Source organism: Trebonia kvetii (assembly GCF_007827045.1).
Taxonomy (GTDB): Bacteria; Actinomycetota; Actinomycetes; order Streptosporangiales; family Streptosporangiaceae; genus Trebonia; species Trebonia kvetii.
This window is the reverse complement of record NZ_RPFW01000009.1, coordinates 300,289-323,938: the sequence shown is the minus strand read 5'-3', so window position 1 is coordinate 323,938 and position 23,650 is coordinate 300,289. Positions and strand designations below refer to the sequence as shown.

Sequence of the window (23,650 nt, the reverse complement as noted above, 5' to 3'; positions counted from 1 at the left end):
GGCGCGATGATCAGCACCCAGACTGACGCGGCGGGTATCGCCGAGGTGGTGATCGACCACCCGCCGGTGAACGCGCTGCCCGTCGCCGGCTGGTACGAGCTGGCGCACGCGGTCACGTCCGCCGGGTCGGACGGCGGGGTGCGCGTGGTCGTGCTGCGCGCCGAGGGACCCGGTTTCAACGCCGGGGTCGATGTCAAGGAGATCCAGGCGGGCGGCTTCGAGGCGCTGATCGGCGCGAACCGCGGCTGCTTCGCGGCCTTCGCGGCGGTGTACGAGTGCGCCGTGCCGGTGATCGCGGCGGTGCACGGGTTCTGCCTCGGCGGCGGTATCGGCCTGGCGGGGAACGCCGACATCATCGTGGCAAGCGAGGACGCCACGTTCGGCCTGCCGGAGGTGGACCGCGGCGCGCTCGGCGCCGCCACGCACCTGTCCCGTCTCGTGCCGCAGCATCGGGCGCGGGCCATGATGTACACCTCCGCGACCGCCACGGCCGCCGAGCTGCACGCGTTCGGTTCCGTCTACTCGGTCGTCCCGCGGGACCAGCTGCGCGAGGCGGCGCTCAAGCTGGCCGCCGAGGTCGCCGCCAAGGACCCGGCAGTGATCCGCATGGCGAAGGAGGCGTTCAACGGCATTGACCTCCAGGACGTCCGGCGCAGCTACCGCTACGAGCAGGGCTTCACCTTCGAGCTGAACCTGTCCGGCGTGTCCGACCGGCTGCGCGAGTCGTTCGGCCGCCCTAACGGCCCTAACGGCCCCAGCGGCGGGACTGACTGATGGACCTGCGCTGGTCGCCGGCTGAGGAAGCGTTCCGCGGCGAGGCCCGTGGCTGGCTTGACGCCAACGTGCCGCGCGGGCTGCCTTCCGGCGACACCCGGGCGGGCTTCGCCGCCCACCTCGGCTGGGAGCGCGCGCTGCATGCGGCGCGGTGGGCGGTGGTGTCCTGGCCGAGGGAGTACGGCGGCCGCGAGGCGACGCTGTGGGAATGGCTGATCTTCGAGGAGGAGTACTACCGCGCAGGGGCGCCGCAGCGGGTCACCCAGAACGGCATCTTCCTGCTCGCGCCGGCCTTGTTCGAGTTCGGCACGCCGGAGCAGCGGGATCGCTACCTGCCCCGGATGGCCGCCGCGCAGGACCTGTGGTGCCAGGGCTGGTCCGAGCCGGGTGCCGGGAGCGACCTCGCTGCCGTGGCCAGCACGGCGGTCCGGGACGCGGCGGGCGGCGGCTGGCGGTTGTCCGGGCAGAAGACATGGACGACGCGCGGGGCGTTCTGCACGCACTTGTTCGGCTTGTTTCGCACTGATCCCGCCGCCGAGCGGCACCAGGGACTGACCTATTTCCTTGTCCCGCTTGACGCACCAGGCGTCACTGTCCGGGGGTTCCCCAGGCTTGACGGCGACGAGGGGTTCGCCGACGTGTTCTTCGACGAGGTGTTCGTCCCCGACAGCGACGTGCTCGGCTCCGTCAACCAGGGGTGGCAGGTCGCCATGGCGACCGCGGGGTCCGAGCGCGGACTTACGCTGCGCTCGCCCGGGCGCTTCACGGCGAGCGCGGACCGGCTGCTTGACCTGTACCGCGAGCGCCCGTCCGCGGCGCTGCGCGACCGGGTCGTGCAGTGCTGGATCGAGGCTCGGGCCTACCAGATGTTCACGCTCCAGCAGGTCACTCGCCTGGCCGACGGCAAGCCGAGCGGACCGGAGGCAAGCCTGACCAAGCTGGCGTGGTCAGAGCTCGACGTCCGGCTGCACGAGACCGCGCTAACCCTCCTGGGTACCGAAGGGGAAGTCGACGGCCCGTGGACCCGCGGGTTCCTCTTCTCGCTAGCCGGCCCGATCTACGCCGGGACGAATGAGACACAGCGGAACGTGGTGGCCGAGCGGCTGCTCGGCCTGCCGAAGGGCCCGCGGAGGTGACGTGCGCTTCGAGCTGAGCGACGAGGCAGCGGCGCTGCGCGACGCGGCCGCCGGGCTGCTCGCCGCCGAGGTGACACCCGCGGTGATCCGCGCGGGCTGGCCCGGTCGCGAGGGGCTTACTGAAGCGGAGCGGCCGGGCGCCGCGCGGCGCAAGCTCGCCGCGCTTGGCGCGGTGGGCACGCTGGTACCCGAAGAGCACGGCGGCCTCGGGCTCGACGAGAACAGCCTGGTGCCGCTGCTCGAAGAGGTGGGACGCAGCGGGCTGCCCGCGCCGGCGGTGGAGACGATCGCCGTGGCGGCGCCGCTTCTGCCCCGGCCGGACATCCTGGCGGGCGACACCCTGGTGGCCGTCAGGCATGGTGACCTGATCCCGTTCGGCCAGGCTGCCGGGCTCATCGTGGCGCGCGATGGTGACAGCATGATCTCGTTCGGGAGAAATGATCTTGATCTGATTCCCCAGACGGCCGTCGACGGATCGAGGATGCTCGCCCGGGCGGTGCCGGCGGCGGGGCCGGCCCACGGCGGCACCGTGCTCACCGACGACCCGGCGGTGACGGCGGCCGCCTGGCAGCGCGGGGTGCTTGGCACGTCGGCACTGCTCACCGGGCTGGCGCTGCGGATGCTCGACCTGACCGTCGGCTACGTCAAGCAGCGCGAGCAGTTCGGCGTGCCGGTCGGCAGCTTCCAGGCCGTCAAGCACGCGCTCGCCAGCGCACTTGTCGCCGTCGAGTTCGCCCGCCCGGTGGTGCTGGCTGCGGCCTGGGCACAGGCCGCGGGCGCGGCCGACGCCGGCCGGCAAACCTCGGCGGCGAAGGTGCTCGCCACGGAGGCCGCCCAGTTCGTCGCGCGCACCGCGATCCAGTGTCACGGCGCGCTCGGCTACACGACCGAATACGAACTGCACCTGTTCGCCAAGCGCGTGTGGGCACTGGCAGCGGCCTGGGGCGACCCCGCCGCGCACCGGGCCCTGATCGCCGATTCGCTAGGAGTGGCCTGATGGCTAAAGTCGTGCGCACGCAGCGCTGCGGGGCGATCACCCGCATCACCATGAACCGTCCCGAGTACGGGAACGCGCAGAACTCGGCGATGACCTACGCGCTCGACGACGCGTTCTACGCGGCCGCCGCCGACGACGAGGTCAAGGTCATCGTCCTGGCCGGCGAGGGCAAGCACTTCTCCGCAGGCCACGACATCGGCACGCCGGGCAGGGACATCGGCCAGTCGTTCCCGCGGCGGGCTGGCCTGTGGTGGGACCACGTCGGCAAGGACGGGGCGGAGAGCAGGTACGCGCGCGAGGAAGAGGTCTACCTGGGGATGTGCCGGCGGTGGCGCGAACTGCCGAAGCCGGTGATCGCGCAGGTGCACGGGGCGTGCATCGCCGGCGGGCTGATGCTCGCCTGGATCTGTGACCTCATCGTCGCCGCGGACGACGCGTTCTTCGCCGACCCGGTGGTGAGGATGGGCATCCCCGGCGTGGAGTACTTCGCGCACCCCTGGGTGATGGGGCCGCGGCAGGCGAAGGAGTTCCTGTTCCTCGGCGAGCGGGTCGACGCCGCCCGCGCGCTGCAACTCGGCATGGTCAACCGGGTGGTGCCGCGGATGAGGCTGGCGCAGGAGGTCACCGAGATCGCCGAGAAGATCGCCGCGATGCCGCGGCTCGGCTTGGCACTCGCCAAGAAGGCGGTCAACCAGGCCGAGGACGCGATGGGCCTGCAGGTGGGGATGGACTCGGTGTTCGGGCTGCACCACCTGGCGCACGCGCACAACGCCGAGACGGGGACGGACTCGCTCGCGGGGCACGACGCGCGGTCGATGCGCGACGGCGGTGGCTCGTGAACGACGAGCAGTTCCGCGCCGAGGTGCGCGGGTGGCTGACGACTCAGCTGGCGTCGGCCGAGTTCGCCTGCCTCGTCGGCAAGGGCGGCACCGGTCGCGCGCACGAGTTCGTCGCCGAGCGCATGGCCTGGGAGCGGCGCCTCGGCGCGGACGGCTGGATCGGCCTCGGCTGGCCCGAGGAAGACGGCGGGCGCGGCCTGCCGTGGCACAGGCAGGTCATCTTCTATGAGGAATACGCGCGGGTGAACGCACCGGGGCGCGTCGGTCACATCGGCGAGCAGCTGGTCGCGCCGACGCTGCTGATGTTCGGTACGCCGGAGCAGAAGGCGCGCTTCCTGCCGGGGATCGCGGCCGGCACCGAGCTGTGGTGCCAGGGGTACTCAGAACCGGGGGCCGGATCCGACCTCGCGGGGCTGCGGACGCGGGCGTCACTGGTTGACGATGAGTGGCACATCGACGGGCAGAAGATATGGACTTCGCTGGCCCATGTCGCGGACTGGTGCTTCCTGCTCGCCCGAACGGTGGCGGGCTCCGACCGGCACCGCGGCTTGTCCTGCCTGCTGGTGCCGGTGCGCCAGCCGGGTATCGAGATCCGGCCGATCAAGCAGATCACCGGCACCGCCGAGTTCAACGAGGTGTTTTTCGACGACGCGCGCACCGCCGCGGGCAACGTGGCGGGCTCCCCCGGCGACGGCTGGCGGGTCGCGCTCGGCATGCTCGGCGTCGAACGCGGTGTCTCCAACCTCGGCCAGCTGATCGGCTTCCAGCGCGAGTTCGACGCCGTGCTCACCGCGGCCCGCGGCAACGGGAGCATCCACGATTCCGACATCGCCGCGCGGGTCGCCGACGCCTGGATCGCGCTGCAGGTCATGCGGTTCACGGCAGAGGACACCCTCGCGGTCCCTAACCAGGGCGGTGTCGCGGCGAACATCACCAAGCTGCTGTGGACGACGTGGCACCAGCGCCTCGGGGAACTTGCCGCCGACGTGGCGGGCGCGGACGCGACGCTGGCCGGCCCGGGCTACGACCTGACCGACATGCAGCGGCTGTTCCTGTTCTCCCGTGCCGAAACCATCTTCGGCGGGTCGAACGAGATCCAGCGGAACATCGTCGCCGAGCGCGGGCTCGGCCTGCCCAGGGGATAGCGCATGGACACTCGGGAACAGGCCGCCCTGCGCGAGGCGGTACGCGACTTCCTTGGCAAGCACCACGACTCGCAGGCGTGGGCGCGGCTCACCGGAGAGCTCGGGCTCACCGGACTGGCGGTCCCCGAATGCTACGGCGGGGCGGGCGCCGGCCTGGCCGAGGTCGCCGTCGCGGTCGAGGAGACCGGGCGGGTGCTGCTGCCGGCGCCCTACCTGTCGACCGCACTGGCCGGCGCGGTACTCAGCGAGGGCGGTGCGGTGCCTGGCGCCGAGTTCCTGCCCGGCATCGCGTCCGGCGCGCTGCGCGCCGCTTTCGCGCTCGGCGACTCGGTGACCGCCTCCGGCGGCCGGCTAACCGGCGTCGCGCAGCACGTACTCGATGGCGCGGAGGCCGACCTGTTCGTCGTCCGCACCGGGGACGCGCTGTTCGCCGTCCGGGCCGCGGACGCGGTCGTCACGCCGGCCGACACCCTGGACCAGAGCAGGTCGCAGGCCGCGGTCGAGTTCCGCGATGCCCCGGCGCTTGCGGCCGGCTGCGCCGCCGAGCGGGCAGAAGAACTGCTGCGCGTCATGCTGGCGGTCGAGTCGGCCGGCGCGGCCGCGCACTGCCTGGACGTCACCGTGGGCTACCTCAACACCCGCGTGCAGTTCGGCCGGCCGATCGGCGCCTTTCAGGCGCTGCGGCACCGGTGCGCGGACCTCGCGGTAGAGGTGGCCTCGGCGCGGGCGACCGCGTACGCCGCCGTGCGCGCGGCGGCGTCCCCGGACGGGTCGCCGGCGGAACTGGCGGTGCTCGGGCCGCTGGCCAAACGGCACTGCGTCGACGTGTTCTGGCACGTGGCCGCCGAAATGATCCAGTTGCACGGCGGGATCGGGTTCACCTGGGAGCACGAGGCCCACCGCTACCTCAAGCGCGCCAAGACGTCGCAGCTGCTGCACGGCACCCCGGCCGAACTGCGGCGGCTGGTCAGTCAGCGCGCGGGGCTGTGCTGAGCTGTTTCACCCGGTCGGCCAGCCTGCCGGCGGTTCATTCCTCGGGTCCGAGGTAGCTCCAGGCGGGCGGGAACTGCCCGATGCCGATGGCGCGGCAGGCCTTCTGGGCCGCCATGCTAACGGCCTCGGTGAAGGTGGGGAAGGCGAATTGCATCTCGGCGAGTTGTTCCACGCTCATGCCCGCCGCCATGGCGGTAGCCACGACCTGGACGGTTTCCGCGGAGTATTCGCCGAGCACGTGGGCGCCGAGGATGGCGTGGGTGCGCCGGTCGGCGATCAGCTTGCAAAAGCCGTCCGGGCGGCCGTCTGCCACCGGCCGGACGAGATCGTCATAGCGCGCGATCCCTACCGCGCTTTCGTGATCGCGGGCGGCCTGGTCCTCGGTCATGCCGACCGAGCCGTATTCGGGATCGGTGAAGCTCCCGCTGGGCACCGCCGCATAGGCCATCTGACGGCTCGGGCCGCGCACGGCGTTCCAGGCGGCGGTGCGTCCTTCGAGCCGGGCAGTCTGGACGAGCTTCGTCCGGCCGTTGACGTCCCCGGCGGCGAAGATGTGTCCGACGTTGGTGCGCAGGTAGTCATCGACCGGGATGGCACGCGGGCCGCTGTCGACCCCGGCGGCGTCAAGGTCGAGGTCCCGGAGGTTGGCGGGCCAGCCGACGGCGGCGAACACCGCCTCGGCCGTCGCGTGCTGGACCGCGCCGCCGGGGGCGAAGCGGACGGAGACCTGGCCGCCGCCGGGTTCGAGGGCCTGGACCCTCGTGCCGGTGGCGACCTTCATGCCCTTGGCTTCGAACGCCAGGCTCAGCGCGGCTGAGATGCTGGCGTCCGCGCCTGGCACGAGACGGGGACCAGCTTCGACGAGCAGGACATCGGCGCCGAAGTCGGCGAAGATCGAGGCGATCTGGCAGCCGGTGTCGGCTCCGCCGATGACCGCGACCTCGCGCGGCAGGGCCTTGAGGGTCAGGATGTCCAGGTAGGTCAGCGCCAGCTCACCACCCGGGACCGGCAGCGGAGCCGCGCGGCAGCCGACCGCGACGATGACGCGGTCCCCGTACCAGCTGCGCCCATCGCCTGCTGCCACCGTGTGCGGGTCAGTGAACTGGACAGGGCCGAGGTGGTCGGCCAGTTCGATCCCGCCGTGGCGCAGACGGCCCGCGATGTCCTTCTTGTCGTGGGCGTACCGGGCGACCCGTGCGCTGTTAGCCAGCACCGCGTCCAGGTTGGGTACCGGCCGTGGGCCCTGCAGGCCGAAACGTTCCCAGGAGGACCAGTCCCTGGCTAGCCGGGCGGCCCGGGCCAGGGTGCGAACCGGCGTCGGCCCGCGGTTGATGTTGGTCCCGCCGACCTGCTCAGCTTCAAGCAGCGTGACGTCGGCGCCCAGCTCCCGCGCCTGGAGCGCGGCGGTCGCGCCCGCGGGGCCTGCGCCCACCACTAGCACCCTCACGGTGGCGCCTCAGCATGAGTCATGATCACGGATGCTAGCTTGAGCGCCATCGCCTGCTCTTCACCCCACGCGGGTGATGCTGAGGTGTCCACCGGGCGCCAGGGTGAACGCCATGCGCGCCATCACGGTCATCCCCGGCAAGCAAGACTCCGTCGCGCTCACGGACATGCCCGAGCCCCCCGAGGAGGACGGGCCGGTCCTGGTGCGGACGCGGGCCATCGGCATCTGCGGCACCGATCTGGAGATCATCAACGGCGAGTACGGGACAGCGCCGCCAGGACAGGAACGCCTCATCGTGGGGCACGAATCACTGGGCCGCGTGGCCGAAGCCGCCCCGGACACCGGGTTCAAGGCCGGGGATCTGGTGGTCGGCATCGTGCGCCGGCGTGACCCGGTGCCCTGCCCGGCGTGCGCGGCGGGGCACTGGGACATGTGCATTAACGACCGGTACACCGAGCGGGGCATCAAGGGCCGGCACGGTTATGCGTCCGAGCGCTACCGGATCCATCCCGAGCACCTGGTCGCGGTGGACCCCGCTCTCGGCGTCCTTGGCGTGCTGCTCGAGCCCGCCACCGTGGTGGCCAAGGCCTGGGACCACATCGAGAAGATCGGGCGGCGGGCCGCCTGGGCGCCGGAGGCAGTGCTAATCACCGGCGCCGGGCCGATCGGGCTGCTGGCCGCTCTGCTGGCCGTACAGCGCGGCCACCAGACCTACGTGCTCGACCTGGTCACAGAAGGCCGCAAGCCGGAGATGGTCCGGCGGCTCGGGGCAACCTATGTCCATAGCGGGGACCTCACCGAGGCGGCCGCGGAGGCGGACATCGTCATCGAGTGCACCGGCTTCATCCAGTTGCTGCTTGACGCGAAATCGCGGCACCCGCGCTACCGGATCATCTGCCTCACGGGAGTCTCCGCGGTCGGCACCGAATCGGTCATCGACCCCGGGCTGCTCAACCGGAACATGGTCTTGCGGAACTCGGTCCTGTTCGGCTCGGTCAACGCCAACCGGGAGCACTACGAACTGGCCGCCAAGGCGCTGGCTCAGGCCGACCCACGGTGGCTTGCCGACCTGATCACCCGCCAGGTGCCGCTGGACCAGTGGCCCGACGCCTACGCGCGCAGGCCCGACGACATCAAGACCGTCCTTGGCTTCCCGGACGTGTCACCCTAGCGCTCGTCCGCCGGTGCGCCGATTACGGCGTTCACCGGCGATGCCGCCGCCCGGCCGGTACTGGCTCAAGGTCCAGCTCCGCCTGCACGGGCGCGGCGCCCCGCTAACAAGCGGGCCCGCCGCGCCCCTGACGCAGATCAGTATCATTCCCCGAGACTAGGAACCGAGGATCAGACCTGGCCGGCCTTCTCCAAGGCGGAGCAGCAGGTGTTGATCAGCAGGCGGGTGACCACGTACGGGTCGACGTTCGCGTTCGGGCGCCGGTCCTCGATGTAGCCCTTCTTGTCCACCTCGACCTGCCACGGGATACGCACCGAGGCGCCTCGGTCCGAGACGCCGTAGCTGTAGACGTTCCACGGGGCGGTCTCGTGCAGGCCGGTCAGGCGTTCCTCGATGCCGTGGCCGTACTGGCCTACGTGCTCAAGGACCTTGTCCTGGTCGGCGCCGAGCGACTCGCACGCGGTGATGATCGCGTCGTAACCCTCGCGCATGGCCTTGGTGGAGAAGTTGGTGTGCGCGCCCGCACCGTTCCAGTCACCCTTGACCGGCTTGGCATCCAGGGTGGCGGAGATGCCGAACTCCTCGGCGGTGCGGTAGAGCAGGTAGCGGGCGACCCACAGGTGGTCGGAGGCGGTCAGGCCGTCGACCGGGCCGATCTGGAACTCCCACTGGCCGGGCATGACCTCGGCGTTGATGCCGCAGATCGCCAGGCCGGCGGCCAGGCAGCGGTCCAGGTGCAGCTCGACGACCTCACGGCCGAAGACCTCGTCGGCGCCGACGCCGCAGTAGTAACCGCCCTGCGGGGCCGGGAAACCGGCCTCAGGGAAGCCCAGCGGACGGTAGCCCTTGAAGAAGGTGTACTCCTGCTCGATGCCGAAGATCGCCTCCTGAGCGGCGAACTGCTCAGCGATGGGGCGCAGCACCGCGCGGGTGTTGCTCGCGTGCGGGGTGCCGTCGACGTTCTCAACCTCGCAGAGCACCAGGATGTCGTCGCCGCCGCGAATCGGGTCCGGGCAGGTGAACACCGGCACGAGCACGCGGTCCGAGGCGTGGCCCTCGGCCTGGTTGGTGCTGGAACCGTCGAAGCCCCAGGTGCCTGGCTGCCCGCCGTCCGTCAAGACCTTGGTCTTGGAGCGAAGCTTGGCGGTCGGCTCGGTGCCGTCGATCCAGATGTACTCAGCCTTGAAGCTCACGGGCGCAGTCCTTGCAATGGGTGGGAAGCTCGCGGTGGCGCACGGCGGTGCTCCACTGCACTGGAGACGTCCGCGGTCGCTTGAAGAGATTCACAGCTAACAATTTCCCGGTTATTGCCCCTGTGTGAACGGCAGGTTAATCAGCTTGAACGTGGCAGAGGTCACGGGCCATCTGGCAGGCGTCCGCGCTGGTCACTGCTTGTCGTGTTGCAGGATGCGACGCTTGGCGGCCGTATAGGCGGCGTCGGAAAGCACGCCGTCGTCGTGCAGCTGCGCGAGCTTGCGCAAGTGGGATATCCACGGCTGCACACAGGGCACACCAGGTAGTCGTCTGTCCCGTAGGGCAGGACGGGCACGAAGTACAGGCCGATTGAAGCCCCAACATCCGCGCCCCAGCTCATGCCCGGCAGGTGATCGACCGGTCGCCCACCCGCCCGCCGCAGAAACAGACTAGGCTGAGCTTGATGTCTGTAGACCCGGCCACCCGGTTCCCCGGCGAGTCAGACGAATACCGGCTCGCACGCAACCGGCTGTTGGCGGCGGAGATCGAGCTGCGGCGGGCGATCGAGCGGGTCGCCGCGCAGCGTCGCGCGCTGCCCCCCGGTGGTGCCATCCCGCACGACTACGTCTTTGACGAGACGGCAGATGGGGGCGGCCAGGTGAGGTTCTCCGAGCTATTCGCGCCCGGCAAGGACACCCTGGTCATCTACAGCTTCATGTTCCCGCGCTGGTCGGGCGACACCAGACCGGGTCCCGCGGAGGGCCAGACGGCCCGGCTGCCGCTCGCCGAGACGCCGTGCCCGTCGTGTACCTCAATCCTGGACTCGCTCGACGGCGCTGCCCGGCACCTCGTCCGCCCGCTCAACTTCGTGGTGGTCGCCAAGTCGGATCCGGCTCGGATCGGTAACTTCGCGCGGGAACGCGGCTGGCGGAATCTGCGGCTGCTGTCCTCGCGGAACAACAACTACAACCTCGACTACAACGCCGAATCGCCAGATGGCGAGCAGAGCCCGGTCCTGAACGTGTTCACGCGCGATGGCGACGGGTTCCGTCACCGGTGGGCGACCGAGCTGATGTTCGCGCCGCGGGACGAGGGCGAAGAGCCCCGGCATGTCGACTCGATCTGGCCGATCTGGAATGTCCTGGACATGACGCCGGGCGGGCGCGGGAGCGATCCGGACTTCCCAGCGATGCAATACGCGTAGCCGCTCGGCCCAATCGCGCCGAGCGGCTGTCGCCCGCTCGGATCAGCGCAAGTTATCCACCAAGTAGTGCCTCAACGATCGACTCAACTGCGTCGAAGGGCGCACGCAGTGCACCCTCGAGATGGTGCCGCTCGGCCAGAAACCCCGGTGAGTTGTAACTCACTGATACTGCTCCGTTCCTGTCCTGCCAGACCAGCACCTTGAGCGGGATATCCAGCGCGGCGAGCGGCGCCGCGAGCATCGCCGCCGCTCCCACAGCCGGCTTCCCGAACATAACGAGTTTCGAGTCGGGCATCTGCACACCAGCTCGTTCGGCTACGCCGCTGTGATCGATGACGTTGAACACCGTGAAGCCCCGATCCGCCATCACACGCCTCAGTTCGTCGATGGTCTGCGGGACGGACTGACTGCTGGGTTTGGTGATGACCCCGTCCGAAGACTGCGTGCTGTCTGGCATCAGGCTTCCTTTCGAAGTGAGGCGCACTTGTGCCGGGCTCACCGCGCCGGTCGTTGCCTGATTTTCTCGTTCAAGAGATGCACCCACGCGACCGGGGGCTCGATCCGACGACTCCGGGGCTGGTGCACGTCTGGTGTCGGGAAATACGCTCGGGCGGTGTCCTCGTCTCGGGGTCCGTCTCTGCGTGAACTGACGGTACAAGCGCTCTCCTCGGTTGAGGGCGGCTATGACCGGCTCGCACCGAAGTTCGACCGTTCGCCGTTCCGCACCCCCGATGGCGTGCTTGAGGCCACCGCCGACGCGTTGCGCCCACTCGGCCCCTTCGGCCGGGGACTGGACGTGTGCTGCGGCACCGGCGCGGGCATGCGGGTCCTCAGCTCCGTGTGCCAGGAACCTGCGGTGGGCACCGACTTCAGCGCGGGCATGCTCGCGCAGGCACGCGGTGCGCACCCGCAGGCCAGGTGGGTGCGGGCCGACGTCCAGGCCCTGCCGTTCGCCGCAGCCTTCGACCTGGCAGTCAGTTTCGGGGCGTTCGGGCACTTCCTGCCATCCGAACGGCCCAGCCTGTTCACCGGCGTGCACCGCGCGCTGCGGCCCGGCGGGGTTTTCGCTTTCCCGGTCTTCGCGCTGCCCCCGCCCACCTCACGCTGGTACTGGGCACTGCTCGGGTTCGACCTGGCCATGCGGGCCCGCAATGCCGTGTGGCGCCCCCCGTTCGTCATGTACTACCGCACCTGGCCACTGCCCGCGGTCCGCGACGACCTGACGGCATCGGGGTTCACCGTGACGACAGTCCCATTGACCGCTCTCGGCCAGCGCAGGGACGGCAGCCCGCGGTACCGGCTTGTCCTCGCGCGCAGGGCCGACTCCCCGGCAGACCGTGGCGAACCCGCACCTTAGGAAGACCTGGCGCCGCAACTGGTGAAGACACCGCCCGGGTAGGTGGGTCTCCTCAGCGCTTCAGCTGTCTGTATCCAGGGCGGTGATCAGCTCGCGCAATTGGCGGAAGGCAGCCTTCCTCCGCAGCGAGGCTGACATACCAGGATGCGCGCATGACGGTGATGCTGCCGTTTTACGATCCGGGTTATATACCGGCCTGCGTGCTTACGAACGAGCCGTGTACCGATTGTTCGATAACTCGGCCATAATCCGCGCCTATAGTCTGCCTGCCGCTGCCGCTGTGGGCACGGACGCAGTCACCAGAGAGGTCCGCGATGAAGACCAGCCCGGATCGGATCCTGACAAAACACACGGGCAGCTTGCCGCGGCCGGCGAGCCTGACCGACCGCCATGATGGGCAGGCAGTGCGGGACGCGGTGCAGCAGTCAGTGACGAAACAGCTTGCCGCAGGCGTCCCGTCGGCAACCCCAGTTGTGATGGTCCGGTTGCCTACCTGGACACGTCGCAGGTGGATGCCGACATCGCGAATCTTCGGGCGGCCAGCGCAGCCGCCGCGACCGAGTTGTTCATGTCGGCTGCGTCGCCCGGCGTGATCGGAATGTTCATGCCGAACCGTTACTACCGGAGCACTGAGGACTACATCACCGCGCTGGCGGATGCGATGAAGCCCGAGTACGACACCATCTATCAGGCCGGGCTACTGCTGCAACTGGACTGCCCGGACCTGGCGTGCGAGTGGGCCCGGGGAGAGCGCCGAACGATCGGCGAGTTCCGCGAGGTTGTGGCACAGCGACTCGCGGTGCTCGACTATGCGACACGTGACATCCCGAGTGAGGCGATGCGGCTGCATCTGTGCTGGGGAAACTACGTGGGCCCGCACCACACCGATATCCCGCTGGCCGACATCATCGAGCTGGTGTTGCAGGCGCGCCCGATGGGCCTGTCGCTCGAGGGCGCCAATCCCCGGCACGAGCACGAATGGCAGCTATTCGAAGATGTCAAGCTGCCAGACGGGAAGATCCTGATCCCGGGCGTAGTGGACTCCACCACTAACTACATTGAGCATCCCGAGCTCGTGGCGCAGCGCATCTGCCGCTACGCCGGGGTAGTCGGACGCGACAACGTGATCGCTAGCACCGACTGCGGCTTCGGCACTTTCGCCAGCCAGGTCATCGTGGAACCGGAAATCGCCTGGGCAAAGCTCGCCACGATGGCCGAAGGCGCGCAGCTAGCCAGCTCGCGGCTATGGGGACATCCCCGGTAGGGCGGTCAAGGCCGCCGATGCCAAGGTGCGATCGGCCGGTGGCGGGGCGCTGTGACCTGACGGCTGACTGCCAGGGGTCCGCGGCACCTCCCGGCTAGATCGGGGATATAGCGAAGCGCCTCGTGGCGTATCAGGGCTTGCGGGCGACGCCGCAGTACACGTTGACCTGGGCCGGGTCAGGCAGCAGGATGCTGTTGCCGGGACGCCACTCGGAGACCAGGACGACGCCCGGCGGGACAAGTTCCAGGCCCGGGAACGCGAGCCGGGCGAAGTCGTCGGAGTCGCGTTGCTGGGTCCGGATGCCGCCCGCCCGCGCGGCGCGTTCCATGGCGGCCACCGGGGCGGGTGCGTGGTCCAGCGCGGTGTGCGAGGCGACGAGGTAGCTGCCGGGCGGCAGCGCGTCGAGCAGGGTCGCCACGACCTCTGCGGGCTTGTCCTCGTCAGGAAGGAAGTGCAGGACGGCGACCAGGACGAGTGCGAGCGGCTTGCCGAAGTCGAGGACGTTGCGGACCTGCGGGTCGGCGAGGATCTGCGCCGGGTCGCGCAGGTCGGCGTGGATGTAGGCGGTGCGCCCTCCCGGCGCGGACGTCAGCAGCGCGCGGGCGTGGGCGAGGACCATCGGGTCGTTGTCGGTGTAGACAACCCGGGACTCCGGAGCGATGCGCTGCGCCACCTCGTGCACGTTGCCGGTGGTCGGCAGCCCGGTCCCGATGTCGAGGAACTGCCGCACTCCGGCCTCCCCGGCCAGGTACCGCACGGCCCGGCCGAGGAACGCGCGGTTCTCCCGCGCGGCGATCCGCAGCCCGGGCGTTTCCTGGAGCATCTTCTCCGCAAGGGCACGGTCGGCGGCGAAGTTGCTCTTCCCGCCCAGCAGGTAGTCGTAGATCCGGGCCGGGTGCGGCCGTGACGTGTCCAGGTCCGGCCCTGCTTGCTCCGTCACTGTCAGCCCCGTTCTATCTGGGCCGCGAACGGACCCGGCTGCGCATGAAGTCTCAGTCACAAATCCTATGATCCCGGGCACTCTGAATTGAGGGGATCATGCCGGGTGCCGCTGCCAACGGGTCTGAGCCGCCTTTCAAGAGGCCCGCCGGCAAGGTGGTCTGGCGCGGTCCTCTGGACCGACAGGCCACGCGCGAACGAGGTAGGCGGGACAGATCACCTGGTTATGGAGCTCGCAACCGGCCGTCTTGAGACTCGCCATGGCATGGCGTCGAGTCGCCGAGCGGACGCGGAGAGTATCGTCGGCTGCAGCCCCTGCCGTAAGTGGGGGTGTGAATCCAACCAGCGGAGGTGCCAGGCTCCCGCCGCTGCCAGAGGGAATTGCGATCGAAGCGGTTGCCTCCAGCCACGTCGCGATGGTCTACCTCCCCAGCGGTGTGGCCTAGGTCATCACTACGCGAGCAGAGCGTCGGGAGGCCAGATGAGCAGCGACGTGATCCTCGGGCACGACGGCAAGCCGCGCTGCGCCTGGGTCGGCGGCGACGCTGCCTTCGCCCGCTACCACGACGAGGTCTGGGGCACCCGCACCTACGACCAATCCGCGATGTTCGAGGCACTCACCCTCGGCGTGTTCGAGGTCGGGCTGAGCTGGTCGATCGTGTTCGGCAAGCGGGACGCGTTCCGCAGGGCGTTCCGGGGCTTCGACGCCGCCGAGGTTGCCGCGATGACCGGGCAGGACGTGGACCTCCTGGTGCAGGACACCTCGATCATCCGTAACCGTGGCAAAATCCAGGCCACCGTCGAGAACGCCCGCGCGATGCTGTCGGCATCTCCGAGCCTGGCGACGCTCGCGAAGTCCTATGAGACCACCCGCGAGCGGGCTCCGAGGTCCGTCGCCGATCTGCCCAAATCGACCGCGCAGGCCGAGGCGTTCGCCAAGCAGCTGAAATCCCAGGGATACCGGTACGTCGGGCCGACGAGCGTGTACGCATTCATGCAGAACGTCGGCGTGGTCAACGACCACGTTCATGGATGCTTCCGCGCGACCGACTACGCCGCCACGCCCGCGGGCGTTGAGGATCGCAACCCATGAGGAGCACAGGCGGACATCAAAGTGGCGGCGAACGCGAAATCGCCACCAGTAACGGCCTGTGATCTACGGTTTCGGCGAGCATCTGGCCAGCAGCCAAGGCTCACGTTGACGCGAGGCAGTTTCGGGAATCAGCCCGTGACATATCAGCCGCATCTGTCCCAGCATGCGCCAGGCAACCCTGGCTCTCATTCGAGCGCTGATCAGGCGGTTCTGGAGCGTGAGAACTGGACGGCAGCCGTGGCGGTTCTAGAGACCGCCCACGAACATGCCCTGACCTGCGTCAGCACCATTGGCATGGCCTCTTTCGGCACCTTTTCTGCACGGGTTCAGGCTGCGTGCGTTTCGAACCAGACGGAGCCGAGGTCGTGTCCAGCGGTAAGGCGCACATCGGCGTTGAGGGCAGCGGCGAGGCGGCGCAAGAGGGGGACGATGGGCTCAGTGCACCTTCCTCGATGCGCTTGGGATCGTCGGCAGCCTCTTCGGGGCGTACCCAGGCTGCTCGTGCTGGCGGGTCTTGCGGAATAGGGTCAGCAGCACGATTCTCCCGTCAGGAGTACACCAGTACGTGGTCTGACCATGGTCCGCCGAGTTCGATGCCTTTCTCGGCGAGCGGCCCGCAGACCTCGTCGACGGTGCCCATCTCCCCGGCGCCAGTATGACCTCGCCCGTCTAGACATAACACCCGGTTCATCTAGCAGGATGCTGGCATGCGCCCCTTCCGCTTCCTCGCGACCGTCAATGAGAACCCCGGCTTCGCCGAGCTGACCTCGCTGGCCCGCAAGGCTGAGGCCGTCGGCTGCTCCGCGTTCGTACTGCCCGACCATCTCGTCGGGCAGTACGCTGCGCTGCCGCTGCTGGCCATGGTCGCGGCGGTGACCGAACGGCTGCGGGTGGGCACCTTCGTGCTCAACGTCTGCCTGCGCCATCCGGCCGTGCTGGCCCAGGACCTCGCCACTCTCGACGCGCTGTCCGGCGGCCGTTTGGAGATCGGCCTGGGCGCGGGCTGGAATAAGCCCGAGCACGACGCGATCGGCATCCCCTTCGAACCGGTCGGTGACCGGATCAAGCGCCTGACCGAGGCGATCGCGATCCTGAAGGGGTGCTTCGCCGAGGGGCCATTCTCCTTTTCAGGCGAGCACTACGCCATCACCGGCCATGACGCCGCGCCCAAACCGGCGCAGCGCCCGCACCCGCCGATCTTTCTGGGCGGCGGCGGCAAGCGCCTGCTGACCCTCGCCGCACGCGAAGCCCAGATCATCGGCTTGGCGCCGCGGCTGCTGCCGGGCGACCCGCCCCGCCTCGACGCCCGGAGCCTGACCGCCGCGGCAACCGAGGAGAAGATCAGCTGGATCCGCGAGGCCGCTGGCGACCGTTTCGGCGAACTGGAGCTCAACACCTACCCCGCCGGGGGGCCGGTGGTCGTCACCGGCGATCCGCGCGCCGAGGCGCGCCGCCGCGCCGACCGCCTCCATGCAGCGACCGGGGTCGAGCTGACCGCCGAGGAAATACTGGACTCGCCGCATGTGTTCATCGGCAGCCTCAAGGACCTGACGCGCAAGTTCGTGGACCTGCGCGAGCGCTTTGGCATCAGCTCGTTCCTCGTCGACGACCTGGACGCGCTGGCGCCGGTGGTGGAGGAGCTCGCCGGGCGGTGAAACCCGGCCCGTCGGGTAATCCCCCGCCTGGGCGCCGGCCTGCAAACGGCGCTCGTGATCTTGGCTTTTTCTATTTCGCCAGGACGGGGGCGAAGAAGTTGGCGATCAGCGCATTGACTCTCTCGGCCTCGTCGTGGTGGACCCAGTGCGAGGCGTCGGGCAGGCGCTCGACGCGGTCGAGGTTGGGCACGTCGTCGTGGTCGGGTTCGGCTAGTTCCTGGCCGAGGTAGTGATCGCGCTGCCCCCAGATGACCAAGGTGGGCGCCTGGACGGGGACAAGCGCCGCTTCGGCCTTCTTCTGGTCTTGCCGCACCGAGGACCGGTAGTAGTTGATCATCCCGGTCGCCGCGCCCGGCTGCGACCACGCCTGGACGTAGCGGTCCATCTCCTGCGGCGTGTAGGCCGGGCGGGCGTCGTGCAGGAAGTGCCGGAAGAAATGCCAGTTGTTGGCGTGGACGACGCTTTCCGGCAGCTCCGGCAGGTCGAAGAAGAAAAAGTACCAGGACTTGCGGAGCTGGCCGGGGTGATGCAGTCCCTGCGACAGCTTCCGCGGGTGAGCCGCGTTGAGGATGACCAGCCGGTCCACCATCTCGGGGTGGTTCATCGCCAGGTCCCAGGCGACGGTTCCGCCCCAGTCGTGCCCGACCAACAGCGCGGACCCGGCACCGCGTTCCTGGATGAGCCCGCGGATGTCCGCGGTCAGCTGCCCGCTGTCGTAGGCCGCGACATCGGCCGGCTTGGATGACAGGTTGTACCCGCGCATGTCGGGCGCGACCACCCGGAATCCCGCGTTCGCCAGCGGCTGGATCTGCAGCCGCCAGCCGTACCAGAACTCGGGGAACCCGTGCAGCAGCACCACCAGCGGCCCGTCGCCGGCCTCCACGTAATGCAACCGCTGGCCGCCGACATCGGCGTAGCCGTCACGAAGCTCGCCGCCGGTGCGATCCTCAGCTGTGCTCATTGCCGCCTCCTTGTGGATTTCCCAGGGATGACGCTAGCGATCTCAACGGTGCGCCTTACCAGGCAACACTCTTGTCGGTTCCCCCGGCCCAGTCCCGCGGGCCCAGTGAGGTGAGGTCGTACACGCCGCGTACGACGCGGCGGCCTCCCGAGCAGGCCGACGTCGCTTCCCCACGTACCCATCGTGCGGGGTAAGCAATCCGCATTGCCGGGTAACGCTGCCTGAAGTCGGCCAGGCCGGCGGGCACGAGGCACCTGGCCCTTGCAGAGCACGGCGAGAACGTGCCGGGATGGGCGTGCGCCCCCACCGTCACGCCGGCTGCTCCTGGGCGGCAACGGCAGAATCCACTGAGGCGTTACCTAAGGGTCGGCGTTCGCTCACCGGACTTTTCCTGGGCGCGAGGAGACTCGTCGCACCAGGGCACGGCCAGTTCCAGTGAGGAGTTCACGTGGACGAACGACAGGGCAAGGGCGGGGGCGGGGCGTCGGCCGGGCGGGTCAGCAGGCGGGGCGTGCTGAAAACGGGCATCGCGGCCGGGGCACTCATCGGTACCGGAGCGTGGGGCACTGCGGCGAGTGCGGCACCGCTTCGCCGGCCGGGGTCGCTGCCCTACCCGAAGCTGGCCGCGGGCACCGACACGATCCCGCAGATCGAGCACGTCGTGGTGCTGATGATGGAGAACCACTCCTACGACAACTACCTGGGCATGCTGCAGCGCCCAGGGGCGGACGGGTTCAGGTTGGGGCGGGACGGGCTGCCGACCGCGGCCAACCCGTATGGCAACGGGCAGATCCAGAATGCGTTCCGGATGCCCACGCACTGCCAGCTGGATGCCCGTCCCAGCCAGGAGTGGACCGCCAGCCACAACGCCTACGACAACGGCCGGATGGACGGCTTCGTCAGCACCCCCATCGACCCGCTCACTACGCAGACCGTCGGCGGCGTCGCCATGGGGTACTGGCAGGCCGAAGACCTGCCGTTCTACTACTCGTTGTACCGGCAGTTCCCGATCGCGGACCGCTACCACTCCTCGGTCCTCGGCCAGACCTTCCCCAACCGGCGCTACCTGCTGGCGGCGACCTCGATCGGCCAGATCGACGACACGGCGCCGGCGCTCACCGACTACCCGGCGGCCGGCACGATCTTCGACCAGTTCGACGCGCACGGCATCTCCTGGAAGGACTACACCGCGGCCCTCGTTCCGACCTCGTCCTCGCTCGCGCTGTACCCGGCGCTCTACGAGAAGAATGCCGCGACGAAGATCGTCCTCGACGCGGAGTTCTTCACCGACGCGGCCGCAGGGACCCTGCCGAACTTCAGCCTGGTCGAGCCCGACTACGGCACCACTTCCGAGGAGAACCCGCAGAATATCGCGCTGGGCGAGCAGTTCGCGGCGAGCATCATCAACGCGGTGATTCAGGGCCCTGGTTGGCGCAAGACCGCGCTGATCCTCACTTACGACGAGCACGGCGGGTACTACGACCACGTGCCGCCGCCCGCCGCGATCCCGCCTGACATGACAGCATCGGCCCGACCCTAGTGCCAGGGGAGAACGGCTTCGACGGGTTCGCCAGGTACGGTTTCCGTGTCCCGTTCACCCTCGTGTCGCCCTGGTCACGGCGGAACTACGTTTCGCACCGCCTCTTCGACCACACCAGCATCCTGAAGCTGGTCGAGATCAAGTGGAACCTGCCCGCGCTGACGTTCCGTGACGCGAACGCGAACGCGATGCTGGACATGCTGGACCTGCACAAGCCCGCCTTCGCCGAGCCGCCGCACCTGGCGATTCCGATCGCCGCCGCCGACCCCTCGTCGCTCACCTGCAGCACAACCGGCCCGGGCACGATCCCCCCGCCGGGCTCGGTCACCGGCTGACCCCGCACTGGTAGTACGCCCATCGGCCAATTGCCGCTACGACCCGCGCGTCGACAGGCTTGCCGTATCAACTCAGACAAGCCTGGAGGCAGCCATGCAAGACCACCGACGTACCCGGCTTCTGATTACCACCGCAGCGATCACACCTGCGCGGGGACCGTGAAGCTCTGATCCGCCGAGTCGCGAAACGCCGGACCAGCGGGTTTCGCCGCCGCTGCTCCGGGGAGGGTGAAGCCGCATGACTGAGCGCTGGTACAAAAAGGCAGTCATCTACTGCCTCGACGTGGAGACGTTCCAAGACTCCGACGGCGACGGTGCCGGTGACTTCGCCGGGCTGACACGCCGGCTGGATTACCTGGCCAGGCTCGGCGTCAACTGCCTGTGGCTGAACCCTATCCATCCCTCACCGGACCGCGACGGCGGCTACGACATCAGCGACTATTACAACGTGCATCCCCGGCTTGGCACACTCGGCGACTTCGCGCTCTTCTTGCAGGCGGCGGACAGCAGGGGCATCCGGGTCGTCATGGATCTGGTGGTCAACCACACCTCGGACCAGCACCCGTGGTTCCAGTCAGCACGCTCCTCACCTGACTCGGCGCACCGTGACTGGTATGTCTGGTCCGAACGGGAGCCGGCCGACCGGCGGCAGGGCATCGTCTTCCCCGGCGAGCAGGACGAGACGTGGTCGTATGACACGAGTGCGGGCGCCTGGTACTACCACCGGTTCTACCGGTTCCAACCCGATCTCAACATCAGGAACTGCCTGGTCCGCGAAGAGATCAAGAAGATCGCGTCATTCTGGCTGCAGCTGGGAGTTGCCGGATTCCGGATGGACGCGGTGCCGTTCCTTATCGAACGCACCACCCCGGACGGCGGCAGCGGCGATAAGGACTTCGGGTTCCTTACGGAGTTGCGCCAGCATGTGCAGTGGCAGCGCCGGGACGCGCTGCTGCTAGCCGAGGCGAACGTCGACGCCGACCAGATCGCCGCTTACTTCGGCGACAGCGGCGGCTCAGCCAACCGGCTGCACATGCTGTTCGACTTCCTGCTCAACGCCCAGATCATGCTGGCGCTCGCCCGCCAGGATCCGGAGCCTGTCATCGATGCGCTGCGCGACACCCCAGCGGTGCCCGCAGGGTCGCAGTGGGCCACGTTCCTGCGCAACCACGACGAGGTCGACCTGTCCCGGCTCACCGCCGACCAGCGGCAGACGGTGTTCGCCGCATTCGGCCCGCAGGAGGACATGCGCCTGTACGGGCGAGGAATCCGCCGCCGGCTCGCGCCGATGCTCGGCGGCGACCAGCGCCGTCTCCGGCTGGCCTACTCGCTTCAGTTCACCTTGCGCGGAACACCAGTCATCCGTTACGGCGAAGAGATCGGCATGGGCGACGACCTGTCGCTTCCGGACCGGGAGTCGATCCGCACGCCTATGCAGTGGTCGCCGCTGCCCAACGCCGGCTACTCCGCCGCCGCACCCGGCCAGCTTGTCCATCCGGTCGTCGCCGAGGGTGCGTTCGGCTACCAAAAAGTCAACGTACAGGCCCAGCGCAACGATCACGGCTCACTGCTGTCGTGGTTCGAACGGATGATGTCCACACTGCGCGAGTGCCCGGAGATAAACACCGGCTCGTGTGCCCATGTCGACGTGCCCACGCCGCCCGGCGTCCTTGTGCACCGTGCCGACGACACGGCCGGCACCATACTGTTCGTGCACAACCTCGGCGACCAAGACGCCCTCGTCGATGTCAGCAGCCTCGACGACATCGCCGAATCGCCCACCGAAATGTTCGCGGATCGCGATTACGGCGACATCGACCTAGCTAAGCTCCCGGTCGGCGGCTACGGCTACCGCTGGATCTGCCTGCGCAGGGAATTTTCCCTGTAGACGGTGACGGGGCTGTCGGCCGTCGCGCCGTCCTGGACCTTCTCGAGGTCGTACGGCTTATCGAGGCTTAACATTTCCTGCCGTACGTTCATACGCCACTGCCAGAAGTTGGTCAACTTCTATCAAAGTTTATCGTGCGAGGTCTTCCGGAACGGGGAACGCCGCGCTCGGCAGGGCTTTAGCGCTGTCCGATGGGGTCGCCGTGGCACGTGTGTATGCCAAGATAACGGCTCGGTAAGCCTACATGAGCAGATCTTGACAGCATCGTGTTCTGTGTTGAGATGATCTTGTCGGCTCTCGTTAACCATACCGAGGGTTTAGAAAAGGCGGGAAGCACCTGCAAGGAGTGGCAATGAAGCGCACATCCTCCTCCGAAGATCTTCAATTCAACCGACGAGCCGCCCTCAAGGGACTGGCCGCGGCCGCCGGGCTAGTCACCATCCCAGGTGCCCTCGCCGCCTGCAGTTCCAGCACAAGCAGCCCCAGCGGTGGCGGTACGTCGGCGTCCGGCGGGACGAGCGGCGGCACCATCAGCTTCGGCTCCAACTACTCCGACCCCGCGCCGAAGCAGGCCTTCGCGGCCCTGGTGAGCAACGCCAAGAAGGCCACCGGCGTGAACATCTCAGTTAACACAGTCGATCACAATACCTTTCAGGATGACATCACGTCCTACCTGCAAGGAACGCCGAATGACCTCGCAACCTGGTTCGCCGGGTACCGGATGCAGTACTTCGCGGCGCAGGGACTGCTCGAGCCCGTCGACGACGTATGGGACAAGATCGGCGCGAACTTCAGCGACGCGGTGAAGGCGCTGTGTAAGGGCGCCGACGGCAAGTACTACTTCGTGCCGATCTACAACTACCCGTGGGTGGTCTTCTACAACAAGAGCACCTTCACGCAGAAGGGCTACACCGTCCCCGCGACGTGGGACGACCTGATCACCCTGGCCAAGAAGATGAAGTCCGACGGCCTCGTCCCGTTCGCCTTCGCCGACAAGGACCAGTGGCCCGCGCTCGGCATGTTCGACATCCTGAACCTGCGTGTCAATGGCTTCGACTACCACATCAAGCTGATGCACAACCAGGCGTCCTACACGGACTCGCAGGTCACGGACGTGTTCAACCAGTGGGGTGAGCTCCTGCCCTACATGCAGAGCGGCGCCGCCGGCCGCATCTGGGAAGACGCGGCCAAGACCCTGGAAGCCAAGCAGGCGGGCATGATGTTCCAGGGCACGAACCAGGTCGCCGCCCAGTACGTCACCGACGGCAAGAAGCTGGACGACCTGGCGTTCTTCCCGTTCCCCACCATCAACCCCAGCTTCGGCCAGGACTACATAGACGCGCCGATGGACGGCTTCATCCTGCCGGCCAAGGCGAAGAACAAGGACGCGGCCAAGCAGGTGCTTCAGTACATCGGCACCGGCGCCGCCGAGGCGAGCTACCTCAAGTACGACCAGTGGGACGTGGCCGTGGCCACCGGTGCCCAGGTGCCGACCTACAACTCCATCCAGACCGCGTCCGTGCAGGCGATGGCGAACCTCAAGGGTGTCGCCCAGTTCGGCGACCGGGACACCGCGCCGCCGATGGCGACGGCCCTGGAGACGGCGATCCTGAAGTTCATCGCCAACCCCGCCGCGTCCGGCATCAAGCCGATGCAGTCCAGCCTGGCGAGTCAGGCCAAGTCGATCTTTTAGCCAACGATGCGAACGGGACACCAGT

22 protein-coding genes are annotated in these 23,650 nt (G+C 68.6%); 16 read left to right on the top strand and 6 right to left on the bottom strand.

All coding sequences use genetic code 11. The features are described 5' to 3' along the window. The first annotated feature begins 6 nt into the window (after positions 1–6). The 6 genes from EAS64_RS38240 to EAS64_RS38215 are packed head-to-tail and all read left to right on the top strand — an operon-like array spanning position 7 to position 5,884. Complete coding sequence (locus tag EAS64_RS38240; protein ID WP_145861300.1) at positions 7–774, top strand: enoyl-CoA hydratase family protein; 768 nt, start codon at positions 7–9, stop codon at positions 772–774. Beyond that, complete coding sequence (locus tag EAS64_RS38235; protein WP_145861298.1) at positions 774–1,910, top strand: acyl-CoA dehydrogenase family protein; 1,137 nt, start codon at positions 774–776, stop codon at positions 1,908–1,910. The genes EAS64_RS38240 and EAS64_RS38235 overlap by 1 nt, the downstream gene beginning before the upstream one ends. A 1-nt stretch (position 1,911) precedes the next feature. Further along, positions 1,912–2,907, top strand: coding sequence for an acyl-CoA dehydrogenase family protein (locus tag EAS64_RS38230; protein WP_145861296.1), 996 nt, complete (start codon positions 1,912–1,914; stop codon positions 2,905–2,907). Then, the gene (locus EAS64_RS38225; protein ID WP_145861294.1) at positions 2,907–3,746 is read left to right on the top strand and encodes an enoyl-CoA hydratase; all 840 of its coding nucleotides are present in this window, start codon (positions 2,907–2,909) and stop codon (positions 3,744–3,746) included. Before EAS64_RS38230 ends, EAS64_RS38225 begins: the two co-directional genes overlap by 1 nt. Continuing rightward, positions 3,743–4,891, top strand: coding sequence for an acyl-CoA dehydrogenase family protein (locus EAS64_RS38220; RefSeq protein ID WP_145861292.1), 1,149 nt, complete (start codon positions 3,743–3,745; stop codon positions 4,889–4,891). Before EAS64_RS38225 ends, EAS64_RS38220 begins: the two co-directional genes overlap by 4 nt. Before the next feature lie 3 nt (positions 4,892–4,894). Next, on the top strand, positions 4,895–5,884 hold the full coding sequence (locus EAS64_RS38215; RefSeq protein ID WP_145861290.1) for an acyl-CoA dehydrogenase family protein: 990 nt from the start codon (positions 4,895–4,897) through the stop codon (positions 5,882–5,884). A gap of 34 nt (positions 5,885–5,918) precedes the next feature. On the opposite strand, the gene EAS64_RS38210 is transcribed toward EAS64_RS38215, so the two are convergent. Continuing rightward, positions 5,919–7,331, bottom strand: a complete 1,413-nt coding sequence (locus tag EAS64_RS38210) for a dihydrolipoyl dehydrogenase family protein (protein ID WP_145861288.1) — start codon at positions 7,329–7,331, stop codon at positions 5,919–5,921. 112 nt (positions 7,332–7,443) lie between these two features. Here EAS64_RS38210 and EAS64_RS38205 point away from each other — a divergent pair, with 112 nt between their 5' ends. Beyond that, complete coding sequence (locus EAS64_RS38205) at positions 7,444–8,502, top strand: glucose 1-dehydrogenase (RefSeq protein ID WP_187366478.1); 1,059 nt, start codon at positions 7,444–7,446, stop codon at positions 8,500–8,502. 170 nt (positions 8,503–8,672) lie between these two features. Here EAS64_RS38205 and glnII read toward each other — a convergent pair whose 3' ends face one another. After that, positions 8,673–9,695, bottom strand: a complete 1,023-nt coding sequence (glnII, locus tag EAS64_RS38200; RefSeq protein WP_145861284.1) for a glutamine synthetase — start codon at positions 9,693–9,695, stop codon at positions 8,673–8,675. 192 nt (positions 9,696–9,887) lie between these two features. After that, positions 9,888–9,983, bottom strand: a complete 96-nt coding sequence (locus EAS64_RS44210; RefSeq protein ID WP_187366477.1) for an SHOCT domain-containing protein — start codon at positions 9,981–9,983, stop codon at positions 9,888–9,890. Between the two features lie 176 nt (positions 9,984–10,159). On the opposite strand from EAS64_RS44210, the gene EAS64_RS38190 reads away from it, so the two are divergent. Then, positions 10,160–10,900 (top strand): DUF899 family protein, encoded by a 741-nt coding sequence (locus tag EAS64_RS38190; protein WP_145861280.1) that lies wholly within the window; start codon positions 10,160–10,162, stop codon positions 10,898–10,900. 52 nt (positions 10,901–10,952) lie between these two features. Here the strand turns inward: EAS64_RS38190 and EAS64_RS38185 are convergent, their stop codons facing one another. After that, positions 10,953–11,357, bottom strand: coding sequence for a DUF302 domain-containing protein (locus EAS64_RS38185; RefSeq protein ID WP_145861278.1), 405 nt, complete (start codon positions 11,355–11,357; stop codon positions 10,953–10,955). A 156-nt stretch (positions 11,358–11,513) separates the two neighbouring features. Between EAS64_RS38185 and EAS64_RS38180 the strand changes: the two genes are divergently transcribed. Continuing rightward, entirely contained in the window at positions 11,514–12,257 is a 744-nt protein-coding gene (locus EAS64_RS38180; RefSeq protein ID WP_145861276.1) for a class I SAM-dependent methyltransferase, read from the top strand. A gap of 508 nt (positions 12,258–12,765) precedes the next feature. After that, positions 12,766–13,521 carry a uroporphyrinogen decarboxylase/cobalamine-independent methonine synthase family protein gene (locus EAS64_RS38175; RefSeq protein ID WP_145861274.1) on the top strand — a complete coding sequence of 252 codons (756 nt, stop codon included), beginning with the start codon at positions 12,766–12,768 and terminating at the stop codon, positions 13,519–13,521. A 130-nt stretch (positions 13,522–13,651) separates the two neighbouring features. Here EAS64_RS38175 and EAS64_RS38170 read toward each other — a convergent pair whose 3' ends face one another. Further along, the gene (locus EAS64_RS38170) at positions 13,652–14,461 is read right to left on the bottom strand and encodes an SAM-dependent methyltransferase (protein WP_246116078.1); all 810 of its coding nucleotides are present in this window, start codon (positions 14,459–14,461) and stop codon (positions 13,652–13,654) included. 480 nt (positions 14,462–14,941) lie between these two features. Here EAS64_RS38170 and EAS64_RS38165 point away from each other — a divergent pair, with 480 nt between their 5' ends. Next, entirely contained in the window at positions 14,942–15,553 is a 612-nt protein-coding gene (locus EAS64_RS38165) for a DNA-3-methyladenine glycosylase I (protein ID WP_145861272.1), read from the top strand. 707 nt (positions 15,554–16,260) lie between these two features. Further along, the gene (locus EAS64_RS38160) at positions 16,261–17,208 is read left to right on the top strand and encodes a TIGR03621 family F420-dependent LLM class oxidoreductase (RefSeq protein ID WP_145861270.1); all 948 of its coding nucleotides are present in this window, start codon (positions 16,261–16,263) and stop codon (positions 17,206–17,208) included. A gap of 70 nt (positions 17,209–17,278) precedes the next feature. On the opposite strand, the gene EAS64_RS38155 is transcribed toward EAS64_RS38160, so the two are convergent. Further along, a complete protein-coding gene (locus EAS64_RS38155) occupies positions 17,279–18,169 on the bottom strand; it encodes an alpha/beta fold hydrolase (protein ID WP_145861268.1) in 891 nt (296 codons plus the stop codon). A gap of 448 nt (positions 18,170–18,617) precedes the next feature. On the opposite strand from EAS64_RS38155, the gene EAS64_RS46995 reads away from it, so the two are divergent. The 4 genes from EAS64_RS46995 to EAS64_RS38135 all read left to right on the top strand — a co-directional run bounded on the left by EAS64_RS46995 (position 18,618) and on the right by EAS64_RS38135 (position 23,625). After that, entirely contained in the window at positions 18,618–19,709 is a 1,092-nt protein-coding gene (locus tag EAS64_RS46995) for an alkaline phosphatase family protein (RefSeq protein ID WP_145861266.1), read from the top strand. Further along, positions 19,709–20,044, top strand: a complete 336-nt coding sequence (locus EAS64_RS46990) for an alkaline phosphatase family protein (RefSeq protein ID WP_187366476.1) — start codon at positions 19,709–19,711, stop codon at positions 20,042–20,044. Before EAS64_RS46995 ends, EAS64_RS46990 begins: the two co-directional genes overlap by 1 nt. 238 nt (positions 20,045–20,282) lie before the next feature. Continuing rightward, a complete protein-coding gene (locus tag EAS64_RS38140; RefSeq protein WP_145861262.1) occupies positions 20,283–21,932 on the top strand; it encodes an alpha-amylase family protein in 1,650 nt (549 codons plus the stop codon). A 352-nt stretch (positions 21,933–22,284) separates the two neighbouring features. Beyond that, positions 22,285–23,625, top strand: coding sequence for an ABC transporter substrate-binding protein (locus EAS64_RS38135; protein WP_145861260.1), 1,341 nt, complete (start codon positions 22,285–22,287; stop codon positions 23,623–23,625). The last annotated feature ends 25 nt before the right edge of the window (positions 23,626–23,650 follow it).